Origin of the sequence: Gilliamella sp. wkB171 (assembly GCF_001693755.1) — a bacterium.
GTDB lineage: Bacteria > Pseudomonadota > Gammaproteobacteria > Enterobacterales > Orbaceae > Gilliamella > Gilliamella apicola_F.
This window is the reverse complement of the sequence record NZ_LYST01000051.1, coordinates 89,092-107,075: the sequence shown is the minus strand read 5'-3', so window position 1 is coordinate 107,075 and position 17,984 is coordinate 89,092. Positions and strand designations below refer to the sequence as shown.

Annotated in this window: 14 protein-coding genes, 1 tRNA gene and 1 pseudogene; 6 read left to right on the top strand and 10 right to left on the bottom strand. The window is 34.9% G+C overall.

What is annotated here, in order from left to right:
* The 3 genes from A9G03_RS10565 to A9G03_RS10555 form a co-directional block, all read right to left on the bottom strand.
* Window positions 1–242, bottom strand: a 242-nt coding sequence (locus A9G03_RS10565) for a hypothetical protein (protein ID WP_143425851.1), incomplete at its 3' end; no start/stop codon positions are given.
* Window positions 243–599: 357 nt separating this feature from the next.
* A complete protein-coding gene (locus A9G03_RS10560) occupies window positions 600–1,811 on the bottom strand; it encodes an integrase domain-containing protein (RefSeq protein WP_065799190.1) in 1,212 nt (403 codons plus the stop codon).
* 161 nt (window positions 1,812–1,972) lie between these two features.
* Window positions 1,973–2,049, bottom strand: a tRNA-Ile gene (locus A9G03_RS10555).
* Window positions 2,050–2,271: 222 nt separating this feature from the next.
* Here A9G03_RS10555 and A9G03_RS10550 point away from each other — a divergent pair.
* Window positions 2,272–2,634 (top strand): DUF4156 domain-containing protein, encoded by a 363-nt coding sequence (locus A9G03_RS10550; RefSeq protein ID WP_065633640.1) that lies wholly within the window; start codon window positions 2,272–2,274, stop codon window positions 2,632–2,634.
* A gap of 54 nt (window positions 2,635–2,688) precedes the next feature.
* On the opposite strand, the gene serC is transcribed toward A9G03_RS10550, so the two are convergent.
* From serC to A9G03_RS10520, 6 genes and pseudogenes are all read right to left on the bottom strand, one after another.
* Window positions 2,689–3,774 carry a 3-phosphoserine/phosphohydroxythreonine transaminase gene (serC, locus tag A9G03_RS10545; protein WP_065633639.1) on the bottom strand — a complete coding sequence of 362 codons (1,086 nt, stop codon included), beginning with the start codon at window positions 3,772–3,774 and terminating at the stop codon, window positions 2,689–2,691.
* Window positions 3,775–3,933: 159 nt separating this feature from the next.
* On the bottom strand, window positions 3,934–5,307 hold the full coding sequence (gene argH / locus A9G03_RS10540) for an argininosuccinate lyase (RefSeq protein ID WP_065799189.1): 1,374 nt from the start codon (window positions 5,305–5,307) through the stop codon (window positions 3,934–3,936).
* Between the two features lie 226 nt (window positions 5,308–5,533).
* Window positions 5,534–6,751 (bottom strand): annotated as a pseudogene (locus A9G03_RS10535) (argininosuccinate synthase); the annotation flags it as partial.
* 104 nt (window positions 6,752–6,855) lie between these two features.
* The gene (argB, locus tag A9G03_RS10530; RefSeq protein ID WP_065799188.1) at window positions 6,856–7,635 is read right to left on the bottom strand and encodes an acetylglutamate kinase; all 780 of its coding nucleotides are present in this window, start codon (window positions 7,633–7,635) and stop codon (window positions 6,856–6,858) included.
* A 91-nt stretch (window positions 7,636–7,726) separates the two neighbouring features.
* Window positions 7,727–8,737: an N-acetyl-gamma-glutamyl-phosphate reductase gene (argC, locus tag A9G03_RS10525; RefSeq protein WP_065799187.1), complete on the bottom strand. Its 1,011-nt coding sequence runs from the start codon at window positions 8,735–8,737 to the stop codon at window positions 7,727–7,729.
* Between the two features lie 294 nt (window positions 8,738–9,031).
* Window positions 9,032–10,495 carry an aminoacyl-histidine dipeptidase gene (locus tag A9G03_RS10520; protein ID WP_065799186.1) on the bottom strand — a complete coding sequence of 488 codons (1,464 nt, stop codon included), beginning with the start codon at window positions 10,493–10,495 and terminating at the stop codon, window positions 9,032–9,034.
* A gap of 139 nt (window positions 10,496–10,634) precedes the next feature.
* Here A9G03_RS10520 and gpt point away from each other — a divergent pair, with 139 nt between their 5' ends.
* Genes gpt through proA form a run of 4 tightly spaced genes read left to right on the top strand, consistent with a single transcriptional unit; the run spans window position 10,635 to window position 14,868 of the window.
* On the top strand, window positions 10,635–11,168 hold the full coding sequence (gene gpt, locus A9G03_RS10515) for a xanthine phosphoribosyltransferase (protein ID WP_082209453.1): 534 nt from the start codon (window positions 10,635–10,637) through the stop codon (window positions 11,166–11,168).
* A gap of 19 nt (window positions 11,169–11,187) precedes the next feature.
* Entirely contained in the window at window positions 11,188–12,447 is a 1,260-nt protein-coding gene (locus A9G03_RS10510) for an alpha/beta hydrolase (RefSeq protein ID WP_065799185.1), read from the top strand.
* 26 nt (window positions 12,448–12,473) lie between these two features.
* A complete protein-coding gene (proB, locus tag A9G03_RS10505; RefSeq protein WP_065799184.1) occupies window positions 12,474–13,583 on the top strand; it encodes a glutamate 5-kinase in 1,110 nt (369 codons plus the stop codon).
* 31 nt (window positions 13,584–13,614) lie between these two features.
* A complete protein-coding gene (gene proA, locus A9G03_RS10500) occupies window positions 13,615–14,868 on the top strand; it encodes a glutamate-5-semialdehyde dehydrogenase (protein WP_065799183.1) in 1,254 nt (417 codons plus the stop codon).
* A gap of 56 nt (window positions 14,869–14,924) precedes the next feature.
* Here the strand turns inward: proA and trhP are convergent, their stop codons facing one another.
* Window positions 14,925–16,268: a prephenate-dependent tRNA uridine(34) hydroxylase TrhP gene (gene trhP / locus A9G03_RS10495; protein WP_065635012.1), complete on the bottom strand. Its 1,344-nt coding sequence runs from the start codon at window positions 16,266–16,268 to the stop codon at window positions 14,925–14,927.
* Between the two features lie 398 nt (window positions 16,269–16,666).
* Here trhP and A9G03_RS10490 point away from each other — a divergent pair, with 398 nt between their 5' ends.
* Window positions 16,667–17,968 (top strand): GntP family permease, encoded by a 1,302-nt coding sequence (locus tag A9G03_RS10490; protein ID WP_065635011.1) that lies wholly within the window; start codon window positions 16,667–16,669, stop codon window positions 17,966–17,968.
* Window positions 17,969–17,984: the final 16 nt, after the last annotated feature.

Genomic DNA, 17,984 nt, shown 5'->3' with positions numbered 1-17,984 from the left:
CTATTAACTCTAACATAAATTTTTTCAATATTTTGATGATCAAAATCATTGTATTTTAGTGGTTTGTAATCTTTATTTATTAAATAATTTTTATTATGCCTTATTAAATCAAATAAAATAGGTTCAGCTAATTGATTAAACTCTTTTCTTTTATCCTGTATTATATTTGCTTTATAACCTAAATATGCACTAATTGGAGCAGTAATTAAAAATACTATGATTCCAACTACTATTTCATTCATAAAATTCTCTTTTCTAAACATGAGTTAATAAAATTATACCACTACTGTATAAAAAAAAACCACTTCAAATACCACTATTTAGTGGAATTTAGCTAGCCAAAGGAAAGGATCTCATTTAGGAAACTGCACGAATTTGGAATCAATTTAATGACATAATTTTATGTTATATATGTTATTATTATCTTTTAATAACACTTAAAAAAATACATATAAATCAATTATATTATGTTATTAGTGTTGTTAGTGTTATTAAAAATATATATAAAGTAATTCTTATATAAGAGACAATAAAAAAACCAGTCTAGTTGACTGGCTTAAATATATGAATATGACAAAATTAAATTTATAGTTTTAATATTAACTACCTGACAAGGATATATTTCCTTGGCTAGCTTGCTCTACAAAATCCCCCCACCAATTCATTAATTCACGACGTTGCTCAAGATAATTTGCTCGGTTATAAATACGCCTAACTTCATTTTTATCAGCATGAGCCAAAGATGCCTCTATCAAGTCAGGATTAAAGCCTTGTTCATTTAATGCCGTACTTGCTAATGACCTTAACCCATGAGAAACAAGGCGACCACCAAACCCCATCCTTTTTATGGCCATATTAACAGTTTGGCTACTCATAGGCTTATTAATAGAACCTTTCATACTTGGGAATACGAATTCTTTATGATTGGTTATAGGTAGCATGATTTCAAGTATCTTTATAGCCTGATATGGTAGCGGAATAATATGATCTCGCTTCATTTTCATTTTACTAGCAGGAATTGTCCAAATCCTTTGCTTGATATCTATTTCCTCCCATAAAGCACCTACTGCCTCACTTGGTCTTGTGATAGTCAATAATTGCCATTCTATTAAGCATCTGGTTTGTAATTCTATATTAGCCAAAGAAAGAGCTTGCATAAATTCAGGTAGTTCATTAGGTCGAATACTTGGCATATTTATAGGTGTTGGGCTTTCAAATTCCTTGCCTACTTTAATTAATTTATTAGATTCTATTAGCTCATAATTAACAGCATAATCCATTATTTTGTTAACTCGCCTGATTACTCGCTTTATCATATCGAACTTTCTAGCTGCTTTTAATGGAGCCAATATATTAATAAATAATGTTGGGGTAATATCTGTTATCAGTGTATTACCAAGATAAGGAAAAACATGCTTTTCTAATGACTGCCAACTTTTTTTGATTGTCTCATCTTTATACCCTTGCGACTTTTCCAGTATAAGCCAATCATCGGCCACACTTTTAAGTGTTCGTATCTTTTGAGTATTGATTAGCTCTTTTTCTAATGGGTCTCTATTTTGCCTAATTAAATCTCTGGATTTATTACGGAGAGTTCTAGCATCGAGTAAACTAACTTGAGGATAATGACCAAAACTAATTAATGCTCTCTTTTTAGTTGATGGGCGAATATAATTAAAGCGCCATATTTTCGAACCAGTCTTTTTAATCAACAAATATAATCCGTCTCCATCAGATAAAGTGTAATCCTTTTCTCTTGGCTTGACGTTTTTAATTTGGGTATCTGTAAGAGGCTTAACTATTTTTACCATGTTATACAACTCGATGTTATATTCAAACGTATAACATAATATATAACATAAAAGTTTGAATTTAGCTAAATTTGGATGAACTTAGTTGAACAGCAAATTAACTATAAAGCTTGTTAATTAAAGGTTTTTTGAACGTTTTTAATCTTGCTTGATTCTTGCGATGGTGGCCCCTACTGGACTTGAACCAGTGACCAATCGATTATGAGTCGACTGCTCTGACCAACTGAGCTAAGGGGCCATATTGAGAAGTGCTACTTAATTAGTAGGGTTGCGATTATAATAGAGTTATTTTTAATTTGCTACAATTAATTATTAAAATAGGTTGAGTTGCTTAATTATTAATCTTTAACTCGTAGCCATATCTATATTCATTAATAATTACAGATATTTTTTAATCTATTAACCTGATACAATAACTTTATAAATAATTATTCGTTGTTTTATTGGTTGAGGAAATATTATGTCTTTCAAAAAATGTTTACTTATTAGTGCAGCTATTTCAACTGCATTACTTTTAAATGCTTGTAGTAACTCTAACTATCAACTCACCTCTGCGGGTAGACAAGTCCAATTTATTGACACAAAACCTGCCGCTAGTTGTCAATTTGTTGGTAAAGCAGAAGGTCGTCGTAGCTCACTATTTTCTGGTTTAAAAACACACAGTGAGCTTATTCGCGATGCCGCTTCAGATTTAATGAATAAAGCTGCCGCTATGGGTGGAAATGTGATTTATAATGCCCAAGATGCATCATTGAATTATATATCAGAAGTCGCTCCAACAGATGCTGTCATGGTTGGTGAAGTTTTCCGCTGCAACAATTAAGCAAAATGAAAAAGGGAGCTGAGTCGCTCCCTTTTTTGATAGAGTTTTAAATAATTATCCGTACTGTTTTTCAAAGTGCTTCATAAAATCGATTAAATAGTTAACGCCTTCAAGATCCATTGCATTATAGATTGAAGCCCTCATCCCACCAGCAATTCTATGACCTTTAATTCCGATAATATTTGCTTGTGTTGCTTCGCTAACAAACTTTTTATCAAGATCGTCATTTGGTGATAAGAAGGTTACATTCATGATAGATCGATTAGAGATAGCCACGGTATTACGATAAAAATCGGATTGATCGATAAATTGGTAAAGTAATTGTGCCTTAGCTTGATTACGTTGCTCAATCGCTTTTAATCCACCTAAATTTTTAATCCATTTAAATACTAACCCAGACATGTACCAAGCGAATGTAGGTGGCGTATTAAACATTGAGTCATGATCCATTAATATTTTATAGTCTAAAACAGAAGGTAATACTTTTTGAGCATGACCAATTAGATCTTCACGAACAATTACAATCGTGATTCCTGAAGGACCAATATTTTTCTGTGCTCCCGCGTAAATAATGCCATAGCGATTTACATCAATTGGTTGAGATAAAATACAAGACGATAAATCAGCAACGACTGTTTTATCACCAAAATTAGGTTGTTCGAATATTTCTACTCCGTCAATGGTTTCATTAGGGCAATAATGAATATACGCACTATTATCACTTAATTGCCATTCGGACATCGGTTTGATTGAGGTTATACCTTGGTTTTTAATCACCACATTTTGTTCAATCACATTGCAGTATTTTGTTGCTTCTTTGGCGGCACACTGGCTCCAATAACCACTATTTATATAATCAGCACATATTTTATTACCAAGAATATTTAAAGGTACGGCTGCAAATTGTGCTCTTGCTCCACCTTGGCAAAAGAGAATTTTATAATTATTAGGTACGTTTAGAATATCACGAAGATCGTTGGTTGCTTCAATTGCACAAGCATCAAAATCCTTACCTCGATGACTTAACTCCATAACAGAAGCACCTGTATTATGCCAATCTAATAATTCAGTTTGAACTTGTTTTAAGACATCAGCAGGTAGTTTTGCAGGACCTGCACTAAAGTTATAACTTTTACTCATTGCAATTCACTTTAATCCTTTCAAAAAGAGTTCTATTTTTACACTGTCTTAAAAGATATACAATCATATTTTTAGTAAAAATATTTGTTTAATAAATAGGTTTTTATCAAAATGCCGACTTATCATCGGCAAATTATATAGGTAGATTTTGATAGAAAGTTATAAAACTTGTTGTTTTGCGTTGTCTATGGCTATTTTAACTTGCTGTGGTGATACACCACCTTTGGCTAATCGCTTAGCTAAACATGATTCGAGTGAGAGGCTTTCATAAACATCTTGTTCAATAACCGAGCTGAATATTTTTAATTCATCCAAAGAGAGTTCTTCTAATGCTTTTTGTTTTGCTATTGCACTAATAACCGCTTCGCCGACAATGTGATGCGCTTCTCTAAATGGTATCCCTTTAGCCACCAAATAATCGGCAAGTTCAGTTGCATTAGAGTAACCTTGTTTTGCAGCTTGTCGACAAATAGCATAATTGACTTTTATATCTTCAAGCACTAATGCGGCCATATCTAGACACTCATGCCATGTGTCTAATGCATCAAATAAATGTTCTTTATCTTCTTGGAGATCCTTATTATAAGCAAGAGGTAAGCCTTTAAAGGTTATCATTGCCCCAGTTAGTGCGCCAGCGACTCGCCCTACTTTACCTCGAATAAGTTCTAATGCATCAGGATTCTTTTTTTGTGGCATTAATGATGAACCCGAGGTTACACGATCAGACAATTCAATAAAATTGGCTTCACCGCTATTGAAAATGATTAGATCTTCAGCAAATCGAGATAAATGAACCATACTAATTGACGCATTGTTCAATAGCTCCAAAATATGATCACGATCAGAAACAGAATCTAAACTATTATTGGTCGCGCAAGAAAATCCTAACCAATGAGCTAACTCATCACGATCCATTGGATAGGCGGTGCCAGCAAGCGCACCACTACCTAAAGGACAGACATCTAAACGTTTTAACGTATCTTGTAAACGACTTTCATCACGTGTTAGCATTTCATAATACGCTAAGCACCAATGAGCAAACGTAACAGGTTGTGCACGTTGTAGATGAGTGTAGCCAGGCATAACCGCTTCTTGATGTTGCTCGGCTGTAAGCACTAAGCGTTTTCTAAGTTCATTGATAGCAGTAATAAGGTGAGCGATTTCATCTTTACACCATAATTTTAGATCGGTTGTTGATTGATCGTTACGGCTACGTCCCGTATGTAATTTTTTACCTAAATCACCAACTTTTTCGATGAGTTTTTGCTCTACCCAACTGTGAATATCTTCCGCATCACTTTGTAGAATTTGTTGCGGGTTTTGTCGTACTGATTCTAATAATTCATTTAAAGCTTTTTCTAATTTTTTTTGTTCATCATAAGATAAAACGTCAACTGTCACCAATGCTTTAGACCATGCAATTGATCCAATGATATCCTGCTCTGCAAGCCGATAGTCAAAGCGTAAAGAATCATTAAAATGTTTAAATCGTTGATCTGCTGCTTGGCTAAAACGCCCACCCCATAATGCCATAATTACCTCAAATATTATCTTTAAATCAATTATAAACGATTTAATTTAATCGCTTTTTTATATATTAATTAATAATTCTATTAACACCATAAACAATATATACAGGACTTTGCCTGTATATATTATTAAGTTTTATCAAATTTAGTGATTAAAACTATTTTTTAGTTTTAGTCGCTGTCTTCGATTTGTTTGCTGTTGTTTTAGTATCAGCTTTTTTAGCTGGTTGTTTTTTCTTACCTTCATTTAATGCTCGAATGCGTGAAGATAATGAGAACAAGCGAATAAATCCACCTGCGTGACTGTGGTCGTATACTTCATCCTCACCAAAAGTCGCAAATTCTTCACTATATAAGCTATTAGGTGATTTTTTCTGAACTGCTGTAGCACTGCCTTTATAAAGTTTAACTACAACTTCACCTGTCATATCCTCAGCCAAAACATCAGCTGCCGCTTGAATTGAACGACGATATGGTGCAAACCAACGACCATCATAAACAACATAAGCCATTTCTAAACCTAATTGTTCACGCCATTTAAAGCTATCACGATCCAAAATTAACTGTTCTAAACCTCGTAATGCAGTCATCATAATTGTGCCGCCTGGGGTTTCATAACAACCACGAGATTTTATACCAACTAAACGGTTTTCAATAATATCAACACGGCCTACACCATGTTTAGCACCAATTTTATTTAAAGTCGCAACACAATTGTATGGCGATAATTTCTTGCCATTGACTGAAACCACTTCACCTTTTTCAATTCCAATGGTGACAAGTTCTGGTTTATTTGGTGCATCTTCTGGTGATACTGTCCACGCCCAACAATCTGCATTTGCTTGATTCCATGTACTTTCTAGTACACCACCCTCGGTAGAGATGTGCCAAGCATTTTCATCACGACTATAAATTTTTTCAACGGTTGCAGTTGTTGGAATTTTACGTACTTTTAAATAATCAATTAAAGCTTCGCGCGAACGTAAGTCCCATTCACGCCAAGGTGCAATAACTTTAAGTTGTGGAGCAAGTGCAGTATAAGTTGTTTCAAAGCGCACTTGGTCATTACCTTTACCTGTGGCACCATGACATAATGTATCAGCACCGACTTCTAATGCATATTCAACCTGAGCTTTAGCAATAATAGGACGAGCCATAGACGTGCCTAGGTAGTATGTACCTTCATATAAAGCACCTGTTTTTAACACAGGGTAAACATAATCTTTAACAAATTCTTCTCGCAAATCAACAACTTTACAAGCTACTGCCCCAGATGCTTTAGCTTTTTTCTCAACATCTTTTAGCTCTTTAGGATCTTGACCAACATTAGCGACTAGAGCGTAAACTTCACAACCGCCATAATTTTCTTTTAACCAAGGAATAATTGCTGATGTATCTAAACCACCTGAATAGGCTAAAACAACCTTTTTTGTTCCACTCTTTTTCATGTTATACCCTTTCTTAATTAACTTACGACAAATAAATGAGTTAAAGACGTTTGTTACTTACTGTAAATATAAATGACCAGTTTAATATACTGTCTGAATTATATTTAAGCAATAATTCTTGTCCCTGTTATTCCTGATTTTCCATTAAATAAATCAATCAGTTTATCTGCTTCTTTCCAACTGGCTATATCGATAGGTCTACCTAACGCTTTAGCCGCTTCAAAAGCTGAATTTACTTTTACTACCATGCCATCGGTAATCACCCCACTAGCAATTAAATTATCGGCATTTGATTGAGTTAATGATGCTATTAATTGCTTATTACCATCTAAAACACCAACTACATCAGAAAGTAAAATCAAATCGGCATCTAATGTTTTTGCCAGTGCAACGGCTGCGTGATCGGCATTAACATTCATCATTTTACCCTCTTGAGTTATACCTATAGAACTCATAATGGGTAGATAACCTGAATTAAGTAGTAAATTTACTAAACTAGGATCGCCACTGCTAGCTTCCCCAACATAACCCAATTCTTCTGATATCTGTTTAACTTCAACACTATTACCATCTGCTAAACAGAGCCCAACACTTGGAATCGCTAATTTTTTTGCTTCAGATAACAAGGTAGTATTAGCACTGCCTGCTAAGCTTCCAACAATAACATCAATTTGATCAGCTGGTGTAACACGTAATCCATTTCGGCGCACAACAGGCAAGGATAAACGGTCCATTAAATAATCAACTACACTGCCCCCACCATGAACAATAACAAGTGAACGTTGAAAATTCTTCTTATATTTACTAATCACATCAAATAGATCACTTAATGCATCTTTATTATCGAGTAACACTCCACCAAGCTTAATAATTAATGGTTTCATTTTCATTTCCTATTGATTCAAATTAAGTTAATCATTTTATAATTGAATAGTTTGCAAATTGTTAATAAGCTTGTCGCTGAATTTACTTCACCTAAAGTAATGAAGTTGTTTCTTCAAAACCAAATCGAATATTCATACATTGTACCGCTTGCGCTGCTGCACCTTTCAATAAATTATCTTCAACCGCAATCAAAATAAGATGTCGTCCTTTTAAAGCAAATCCAATATCACAAAATGGCAAACCCACTACAGATTTTAAGGCAGGCCAATCTTTTTGATAAATTCTGACTAAAGGTTTATTGTGATAATATTTATTTAAAGCTGCCAAAATATCATCTGATGTAACACCCTCTTTTACAAGGCAAGTAATGGTGGCATGAATACCTTGTTTAAAACTACCAAGATGGGGAGTAAAAATAACGTCTTGCCTTAAATGTGTGGCAATTTCAGGTTGATGTCGATGTGTAAATAATCCATAAGCATGCAAGCTCACTTCACAAAATAGATTATTTAGTGAAGGTTTACGACCTGCACCACTAACGCCACTCACTGCATTGATAACAGGCCATTGCGTTTTATCTAGCAGATCTTCCTCAATTAATGGTTTTAACGGTAATTGTGATGCGGTAGGATAACAACCAGGCACTGCAATTAATTGCGCTTGTTTTATTGCCTTATAATTCCATTCAGCTAAACCATATACTGCCTGTTCTAACCAGGTTTTATGTTGATGCTCAAAACCATAATATTGCTCATAAAAAGAAGTATCATTAACACGAAAAGCACCTGATAAATCAATAACTGTGCAACCTCGTTCTAAAAAATAAGGCGCAATATTATGGCTAACGAGATGATCGGTTGCGAGAAACACAACATCAACCTGCTCGATAAGGGAAGAATAATCATTGGTTGCAATTAAGGGTAAATCAACAATACCTTTTAACTGAGGATATAAATCCCGATCTGAAATACATTTACCACCATCTTGGCTATTTTCAGAAACAGTTAAGGCGATAATATCGATATTAGGGTGCTTATTTAAATAATAAGCAAGTTTAGCACCTGCATAACCACTCGCTCCCACAATTATTGCTTTTAACATATTATTCCTTATTTATTATTTTTAATAATAGACATATAGTAGGATATTTATTATATCAACACAAGCAATAAAATGAATTTTTATTCACTTTTTATGAATTTAATTTCATTTTTAATTTAAATTTTCGAAAGCGATTTGGACATTCTAGCGATTTATTTCATTTAACACTTTAAAAGATAGATATTTTGGCGTGATTATATGAGTCATCACGCACCAAAAATAGGTGAAGTCTAAGAAAAAGTTAGATGTAATACTAAAAAGATCCTGTCGAATAAATACGACAGGATTTTAAAATTATTTTAATTGAGTTGCAGAACGTAACATTGCAATGAGTAATTCCCAATAACGAATTACACTTTGAATATTAACTTTCTCATCAGGTGAGTGTGGTGAAACAATGGTTGGGCCAATTGAGATCATATCCATATTAGGATAAGACTGTTTAAATAAGCCACATTCTAATCCAGCATGGATAACCATAATCTTCGGTTTTTGCGAGAAGATTTCATAATACTTATCTTGTGCTAACTGTAAAAGACACGAATTTAAATTTGGCTCCCAACCAGAATATCCCCCTTTTATTTCGTAATTCGCATTAGCTAACTGACTGAGTGAGATAAGTGTTGAAACAACCGCATCTTTTGCACTATCAACTTGTGAACGAATTAAAAAATGAACATAAAGTTGGTTATCTTCAATATTCACAATGCCTAAATTTAATGAGGTTTCAACAACACCCTGCAATTGATCACTCATTCGCACTACGCCATTTGGTGCCGAATTTAGCCAATTAATAATTTTATTTTGGTGTTCTGTCGTTAAAACGCGTTTAATCTTATCAGATTTAACTTCAGTTAAGGTAATTTCTAGGTTTGGCTCGACTTTTCCTAATTCATTTTGTAATGTCGATTTGTATTGTTCAATAATAGATTCTAATTTAGATAAATCATCTTTACTTAAACTGATTTCGACAAAAGCTTCTCGTGGAATTGCATTACGGAGTGAGCCGCCTTTAATATCAGCAAGGCGAAATGAAATATCTTGCGCATATTCAGCTAAAAATCGCGCCATTAATTTAATCGCATTACCGCGCCCTAAATGTATATCACAACCAGAATGTCCTCCTTTAAGACCTTTAAGTGCGATCTGCATATAACAATCATGTTTTTCAGGTATAACCGCATAAGTCACAGCGAAAGTTGAGGTGAAATCTACCCCACCAGCGCATCCAGTAAAAATTTCGCCTTCATCTTCAGAATCAGTATTAATCAAATAGTGACTTTTTAACCAATTCGGTTGTAAACCGAATGCGCCATGCATACCTGTTTCTTCCGACGTTGTCACTAAAACTTCAATTGGACCGTGTTCAATAGCTGGATCGACTAAAACAGCTAAAGCAGATGCCAAACCTATACCATTATCGGCGCCAAGTGTCGTTCCTTTTGCTTTAACCCATTCGCCATCAACATAGGCTTCAATAGGATCAGTAAAAAAATCATGGACAGTACCTTCATTTTTTTGTGGAACCATATCCATATGAGCTTGCAATGCAATTGATGGGCAATGTTCCATCCCTTTAGTTGCAGGTTTTGTTAACAAAATATTACCAACTTTATCAAGTTCACAACTGATGTGATGTGAATTAGCAAAATCAACAATATATTTAGTTATCATTTGCTCATGATGAGAAGGATGTGGAATGTTACAAATATCATTAAAAATCTGCCAAACAAATTTTGGCTTTAATGTAGATAGCATAATTTAACCTCAATATTATGTCATTAATGAATTAATGAGTGGTTTTTTTTGTCTAATCACTCTATAATAAGGTGCAATTTTACATCTATTTCAAGTCCATTAATATTAATTTATTAACGATTAAAATTGCAGGTTACTCATGTCAATAGAACAAACACTAACAGAAGAAGAAATTCAAGCTAAAAAACAACATAAAGCAGAACTCATCGCTGAAAAAGAAAAATTCAACGTAACATGGGAAATGCTACAATCCTATGGTCGACAACTTTCAAAAAGATTATTACCCGCAAACCAATGGAAAGGCATCATTGCTGTTAGTCGTGGTGGTTTAGTTCCTGCTGCTATTCTTGCTCGTGAACTAAGTATCCGTTATGTCGATACTGTTTGTATTTCAAGTTATGATCATGATCATCAACGCGAAAAGTTAATATTAAAACAAGCAAATGGCGATGGCGAAGGTTTTATTGTCGTTGATGATTTAGTTGATACAGGTAATACAGCTCATACTATTCGAGATATGTATCCTAAAGCACGCTTTGTAACTATTTTTGCCAAACCAGCAGGTAAACCATTAGTTGATGATTATATTGTCGATATCGAGCAAGACACTTGGATTGAACAACCGTGGGATACTGGGGTAATGTTTGTAAAACCGATTAGTGATCATAAATAATAAGGATACTAAGGTTGTGATGACAAATACCGAAAACCTATCAGAAAAGATCTTTAAACCACAATATGATTATCCTGAAACAACCACGCTTGTCAATCGTATTGATTGCAGCGCAGGTAACAGTGTTAGCCCATTAGATGGTGAAGTTGATTTAAAATGGTATCGGATTGTCAACCCTATTTTATGGTATTGGCGTGGTTTACCCAAATTAGAACTGGAAGAAGTACTATCAAAAATAGCAGCCTCGACCAAACGCCATACCAATGATAACTGGTTAGATTCAGTTATTGGTTATCAACCAGGTAATTGGATTTATGAGTTTTTGAATCAAGCAGCAAAATGGCAAGCCAAGGCGGATTCTATCGATAAATCCAATTTAACCGAAGATGATAAATCTAAACTAAATCAATATTATTTGATTGCTAGTCAATATTGTAGTATTGCAAGCTATCCTCATTTTAAAAATGATGAGCTAGCTATGTATGCGCAAACATGTGCTTATCACGCTTATCATAAGGCATTAGGCTATTCACCATTTACAAGTAAAGAATTGGAATTTAACGTCGATGGACGTAATGTTAAAACAATTTTACATTTACCACAAAATTGTGATGGTGTATGCCCTGTCGTCTTAGTATGTAATGCATTAGGTAATTTACAAATCGATTATTACCGATATTTCAGTGAATTTTTAGCACCAAATGGACTAGCTATGTTAACAGTCGATTTACCAACTGTTGGTTTTAGTCGTAACTTCGCTTTAACACAAAATAGTAGCCAAATTTACCAAGCTATCATTGAACAGCTTTCAAACATTCCTTGGATTGATAGTAATCGTGTTATTGTTGCGGGCTTTCGATTTGGCTCACATATTGCAACGCGTTTAGCTTACTTAATGCCAAATAAAATTAAAGGGTTATTTAATTTCACGCCTTTTGTTCATGAAATGTTTGTAAATAAAGAATTACAAAAAAGTCTTCCTAATGTTTATAAAGACATGTTAGCAAGCCGCCTTGGATTACCTTGTGTATCAAACCAGCAATTAGCAGCAGAATTAAATTATTTTTCGCTAAAAAATCAAGGTCTTTTGACCCATGCTTGTTCTTTGCCTGTTATGAATATTGTTTTTGAAGGTGATAAATTAAGTAGTATTAATGAAGCAAAATTAATTCATTCAACTAAGCAAAATAAAATAGTTACAATACAAAAAACACCATTACAAAAAAACTTACATGATGCTCTAACGCAATCGGTAAAATGGATGGAGACTATTTTGTAATACATTATTTTAAAAAGAGTATTGTTATGGACAATAAAAAACAACAAACTGTAGTGGTTAAACTTGGTACCAGTGTATTGACTGGTGGCACGAAAGAACTAGATCGTGCTCGAATAGTTGAGTTGATTCGACAATGCTCTTACTTACATCAAGCCGGACATAAAATTATCATCGTTACATCTGGCGCAATTGCTGCGGGTCGTGAATACCTAAAATTCCCTACTCTTCCTAATACCGTCGCATCAAAACAATTGTTAGCATCTGTTGGACAAAGCAAGTTAATACAACTTTGGGAACAATTATTTTCGATTTATAAAATCTACATTGGTCAAATGTTACTAACGCGAGCCGATTTAGAAGATCGTGAAAGGTTTTTAAATGCTCAAGATGTCTTAAAGGCAATGTTAGATAACCATATCATTCCCGTAATCAATGAAAATGATGCTGTCGCTACAGCCGAAATCAAAGTTGGAGATAATGATAATTTGTCTGCACTAGCGGCTATTTTAGCCCAAGCAGATAAACTTATATTATTAACAGATATCGAGGGCTTATATACAGCTGATCCTAGATCCGACAAAAATGCAAAATTAATCGCAGAAATTGAACATATTGACGATCATTTACGTAGTATCGCTGGGGATAGTGTTTCAGGTCTTGGCACCGGAGGCATGAGCACTAAAATTCAGGCAGCCGAAGTGGCGGGTAGTGCTGGCATAGAAGTCATCATTGCCGCTGGAAATAAAGAAAATGTGATAATTGATGCCGTCAATAATCAAGCGGTGGGCACGCGTTTTTTACCACAAAAAACCCCATTAGAACATCGTAAGCATTGGTTATATGGCGCGCCAAATGCCGGAAAAGTCATACTAGATGACGGTGCTGTCAACGCGATTTTAAATAATGGTAGCTCGCTCTTACCTAAAGGAATTGTAGCGGTGGAAAAAGATTTTTCGCGTGGAGAAGTCATTGATATCTGTGATAAGTCAGGAAAACGAATCGCTAGAGGTGTAAGTCGTTATAATAGTGATGCATTAAAACAAATTGCAGGACACCACTCTCAAGAAATCAACCAAATCATTGGTTATGAATATGGCGCTGTTGCTGTACATCGTGATGATATGCTAATTAAATAACCTATAAAAATACTACATGTAGAGGCAAAAAATGTTACAACAGATGGGAAAAGATGCAAAACAAGCTTCATATCAATTATCACAATGTCCTACTGCCATTAAAAATAAAGTGTTAAGTAGTATTGCTGATTTACTAGAAAAAAACAGCACAATCATCCTTAATGCAAATAAAAAAGATATTGAACTAGCTAAACAACAAGGAACAAGTGAGGCAATACTTGATCGCTTACTATTAACCCCAGAACGGCTAGCCTCTATCGCAAATGATGTACGTAAAGTCGAATTATTAACCGATCCAATAGGCCAAGTCATTGATGGTTCAACCTTAGAAAACGGATTAAAGTTACAACGTCACCGAGTGCCGCTAGGCGTTATCGGCGTAATTTATGAAGCAAGACCCAATGTAACTATTGATATTGCAGCATTATGTTTAAAAACAGGAAATGCCACAATATTACGTGGCGGTAAAGAAACTATTCACACCAATACCGCTATTATAGCGATTCTTCAACAAGCATTAGAACAAGTTGGACTGCCCAAAACCGCGATACAATTTATTGATAATCCTGATCGTAAATATATCAATGAACTACTAAAGCTCGACCGATATGTTGATATGATTATTCCACGTGGTGGTTCGGCCTTGCATAAATTGTGTCGTGAACACTCCACTATTCCAGTTATTACAGGTGGAATTGGTGTTTGTCATATGTTCATGGATGAAAGTATGGATTTTGATTGTGCATTACCAATAATTATTAATGCAAAAACCCAACGTCCGAGTACTTGTAATACACTTGAAACATTACTTGTTCATACTAATATTGCCAATACATTTTTACCCAAACTAAGTCAAATCATGGCAGATAATAACGTTATATTACATGCCGATACCGATGCATTTAAAATTTTGGAAACAGGCGTTGCCAACGTATTTCCTGTTGAAGATGCAGAGCTTCGCCAAGAATGGCTATCAAAAGATTTAAATGTCGTTATTGTTGATTCATTAACTATGGCTGTTGAACATATTCGCGAATATGGCAGCGGTCATTCCGAAGCTATCTTAACGCGAGATTTAGCTAATGCGGAACAATTCGTTAATTTAGTTGATGCAGCAGCGGTTTATGTCAATGCATCTACTCGCTTTACAGATGGTGGACAATTTGGCCTGGGTGCTGAAGTTGCCGTAAGTACGCAAAAACTGCATGCTCGCGGACCAATGGGACTTGAGGCATTAACGACTTATAAATGGATAGCTTTTGGTGACGATTTGATTCGTCAATAGTAAGATAGTAAAGGCTGTTCGGCTTGTTCCCCGAACAGCTTCAAATCGAAAATAAATTAATCAAAATTACGCATTAGTAGTGCATAATTTAAGTCAATTTCTTCGGGGATTGGGATATAAACAATGTGTCCATCACCAAGACCTGCTGGAACAGGTTGCCCTTTTTTATTTTCCATTCGTTCAATTACAAAGTTTTTATTGCCCTTAGGCGTCATCATTTCCACACTATCGCCCACTGAAAACTTATTTTTAACAATCACTTCGGCTAGACCATTTAAACGTTCACCGCTAAACTCACCAACAAATTGTTGTCGGTCTGACACTGAATGACTATGCACATAATTTTGCATATCTTCGTGTTTGTGACGACGTAAAAAGCCTTCGGTATAGCCTCTATGAGCTAGCGAGTCAAGTTCAGCTAATAATTGTGGATCAAAAGGTTTACCTTCACTCGCTGCATCAATAGCTTGACGGTAAACTTGAGCAGTCCTTGCACAGTAATAAAAAGACTTAGTTCGCCCTTCGATTTTTAAAGAATGAACACCAATCTTAGTCAAATCACCGACTAACTCAACAGCTCTTAAATCCTTTGAATTCATGATATAAGTACCATGCTCATCTTCATAGGCTTGCATATATTCACCTGGGCGCCCAGATTCTTCAAGCATAAAAACCTGATTAGTGGTTGGTCCAATACCTAAAGTTGGATCAATTTGCTGAACTGGTATAGGTTCACATTTATGCACAATTTGCCCTACTTCATCCTCTTTGCCTTCAGATACTTTATATTCCCAACGACACGCATTAGTACAAGTACCTTGATTTGAATCTCTTTTATTAATGTAACCGGAAAGCAGACAACGCCCTGAATACGCCATACACAGTGCACCATGAATAAATACTTCAAGTTCCATTTCAGGTACTTTTTCACGTATTTCTGCTATCTCATCGAGTGATAATTCACGCGATAAAACCACACGGGTTAATCCCATTTTGTGCCAAAATTTCACTGTCGCCCAGTTAACGGCATTCGATTGTACCGATAAATGCACTTCCATTTCTGGAAAATGCTCACGCACCAACATAATCAATCCTGGATCTGACATAATAAATGCGTCAGGCTTCATATTAACTATCGGTTCTAAATCTCGAATAAATGTTTTCAATTTTGAATTGTGTGGCGCAATATTAACAACCACATAGAATTTTTTACCCTGTGCATGGGCTTCATTAATCCCGATAGCTAAGTTTTCGTGATTAAATTCATTGTTACGAACGCGCAAACTATAACGTGGTTGACCGGCATAAACCGCATCGGCACCATAAGCGAACGCATAACGCATATTTTTTAAAGAACCAGCAGGAGAAAGTAACTCTGGTTTTGCATATAAAAGTGTCATTAAAAAATGCCTCTGATTTCAAGTCAGTATTACTTATCAGTAATAGGTTAAGCAAAATAGGTGGGCATTTTACGCTTTAGCGGATCGGTTGGCAAATTTATGTGAATCACTTAATTTAGAAAAATGATTTTAAGCATCATGTAAGAATAATTTTTAAAAACTACTTAAAAAAATATAAAATCAATTATGTATTGAAAAATATTTTCTAACTCATTGTTAAAATGATAAATATATTTCCCAATAATGTGGCGCGGCTCACATTAAATTATGACTACGCCCAATTTTTTCAGGCTAATAACTTATGATTTTTGGGCAATGTTACATAGCTTTAAACTCAACCTAAGATTAAAATTAGCCGAATTCAAATTAATGCTATTTTCAAAACAAGGAGAATTTTAATGACTGAACTGATCAATTGGTACGGTGCACTGATAGGTTTGTTTTTAGCTATTTTTTTAATTTTACGTGGTATAAATCCTGTTTATTCACTTTTCTTTGGAGCTATCATTGGGGCTTTTATTGGTGGCGCAAACTTACTTCAAACAGTATCGATATTAACTAGCGGTACACAAAGTATTATGGGAACGGTGATTCGTGTATTAGCTGCAGGTATTTTAGCTGGTGTGATGATGGAATCAGGTGCTGCAGAAACGATTGCCCAAGCAGTGGTACGAAAATTAGGTGAGAAAAAAGCACTACTTGCTTTAGCGTTAGCAACAGGAATTATTACTGCATCAGGTGTCTTTATACCTGTTGCGGTATTAATTGTAGCCCCTATCGCACTATCAGTAGGCAATAAAATGGGCATATCACGTTTAGCACTTTTATTGGCATTATCTGGAGGCGGAAAAGCAGGAAATATTATTTCTCCAAACCCAAATACAATAGCCGTTGCAAATGGATTTAATTTAAGTTTAAGCGATGTGATGATTGCTGGTTTCATTCCTGCAATATTTGGCTTAATTGCTACAGTTGTTATTGCTTCATTAATAAAAAATAAAGGCGACAAAATTGCGACTCAAGAAGTACTAATGTTAAAAAATAATGCTGAGGAAAAAACCAATAATCCTTCATTAGGAAAAGCTATTGTCGCACCTGTTACTGCTATCTTATTACTAATGCTAAGTCCAATTGGTAATATATTTCATATTGATTTTTTAACTAACTTAAAATTAGATGCATTATATGTTTTACCTATTGCCGGTATGGTTGGTATGCTAGCGATGGGTCAGCATCGCAAAATTGCGCTGTACACTAAATCAGGTATCGATAAAATGACGCCGACTGTACTTATTTTGGTTGGAGCTGGTGCTATCGCAGGATTAATTGGTTCATCAAACTTAGCTAAACAAGTTATTGATATTATTGATTCTATGGGGATATCAGGTTATTACCTTGCACCAATTTCAGGTATTTTAATGGCTGCAGCAACCGCTTCAACATCAACAGGAGTAATTCTAGCAACAGGTACGTTTGGTACAACCATTACTGATTTAGGAATACCAAGTATAAGCGCTGCTGTCATGATGCATACCGGTGCTACTGTAATTGACTCTTTACCTCAAGGTAACTATTTCCATGTCACAGGTAATAGTATGAACATGTCAATCAAACAACGTATGAAATTAATTCCTTTCGAAGCACTTGTTGGTGGCACGATGACAATCGTCGCAACAATTTTATATGACTTTATTATTTAATATCGGGATATTATGT

What these genes read in the sequence shown, in the direction of transcription:
- A9G03_RS10560 (WP_065799190.1), bottom strand. Translation starts at nt 1,811, where the DNA reads ATGGTAAAAATAGTTAAGCCTCTTACAGATACCCAAATTAAAAACGTC.
- A9G03_RS10490 (WP_065635011.1), top strand. Translation starts at nt 16,667, where the DNA reads ATGACTGAACTGATCAATTGGTACGGTGCACTGATAGGTTTGTTTTTA.
- proB (WP_065799184.1), top strand. Translation starts at nt 12,474, where the DNA reads ATGGACAATAAAAAACAACAAACTGTAGTGGTTAAACTTGGTACCAGT.
- trhP (WP_065635012.1), bottom strand. Translation starts at nt 16,268, where the DNA reads ATGACACTTTTATATGCAAAACCAGAGTTACTTTCTCCTGCTGGTTCT.
- gpt (WP_082209453.1), top strand. Translation starts at nt 10,635, where the DNA reads ATGTCAATAGAACAAACACTAACAGAAGAAGAAATTCAAGCTAAAAAA.
- argC (WP_065799187.1), bottom strand. Translation starts at nt 8,737, where the DNA reads ATGTTAAAAGCAATAATTGTGGGAGCGAGTGGTTATGCAGGTGCTAAA.
- proA (WP_065799183.1), top strand. Translation starts at nt 13,615, where the DNA reads ATGTTACAACAGATGGGAAAAGATGCAAAACAAGCTTCATATCAATTA.
- A9G03_RS10520 (WP_065799186.1), bottom strand. Translation starts at nt 10,495, where the DNA reads ATGCTATCTACATTAAAGCCAAAATTTGTTTGGCAGATTTTTAATGAT.
- A9G03_RS10510 (WP_065799185.1), top strand. Translation starts at nt 11,188, where the DNA reads ATGACAAATACCGAAAACCTATCAGAAAAGATCTTTAAACCACAATAT.
- argH (WP_065799189.1), bottom strand. Translation starts at nt 5,307, where the DNA reads ATGGCATTATGGGGTGGGCGTTTTAGCCAAGCAGCAGATCAACGATTT.
- argB (WP_065799188.1), bottom strand. Translation starts at nt 7,635, where the DNA reads ATGAAACCATTAATTATTAAGCTTGGTGGAGTGTTACTCGATAATAAA.
- A9G03_RS10550 (WP_065633640.1), top strand. Translation starts at nt 2,272, where the DNA reads ATGTCTTTCAAAAAATGTTTACTTATTAGTGCAGCTATTTCAACTGCA.
- serC (WP_065633639.1), bottom strand. Translation starts at nt 3,774, where the DNA reads ATGAGTAAAAGTTATAACTTTAGTGCAGGTCCTGCAAAACTACCTGCT.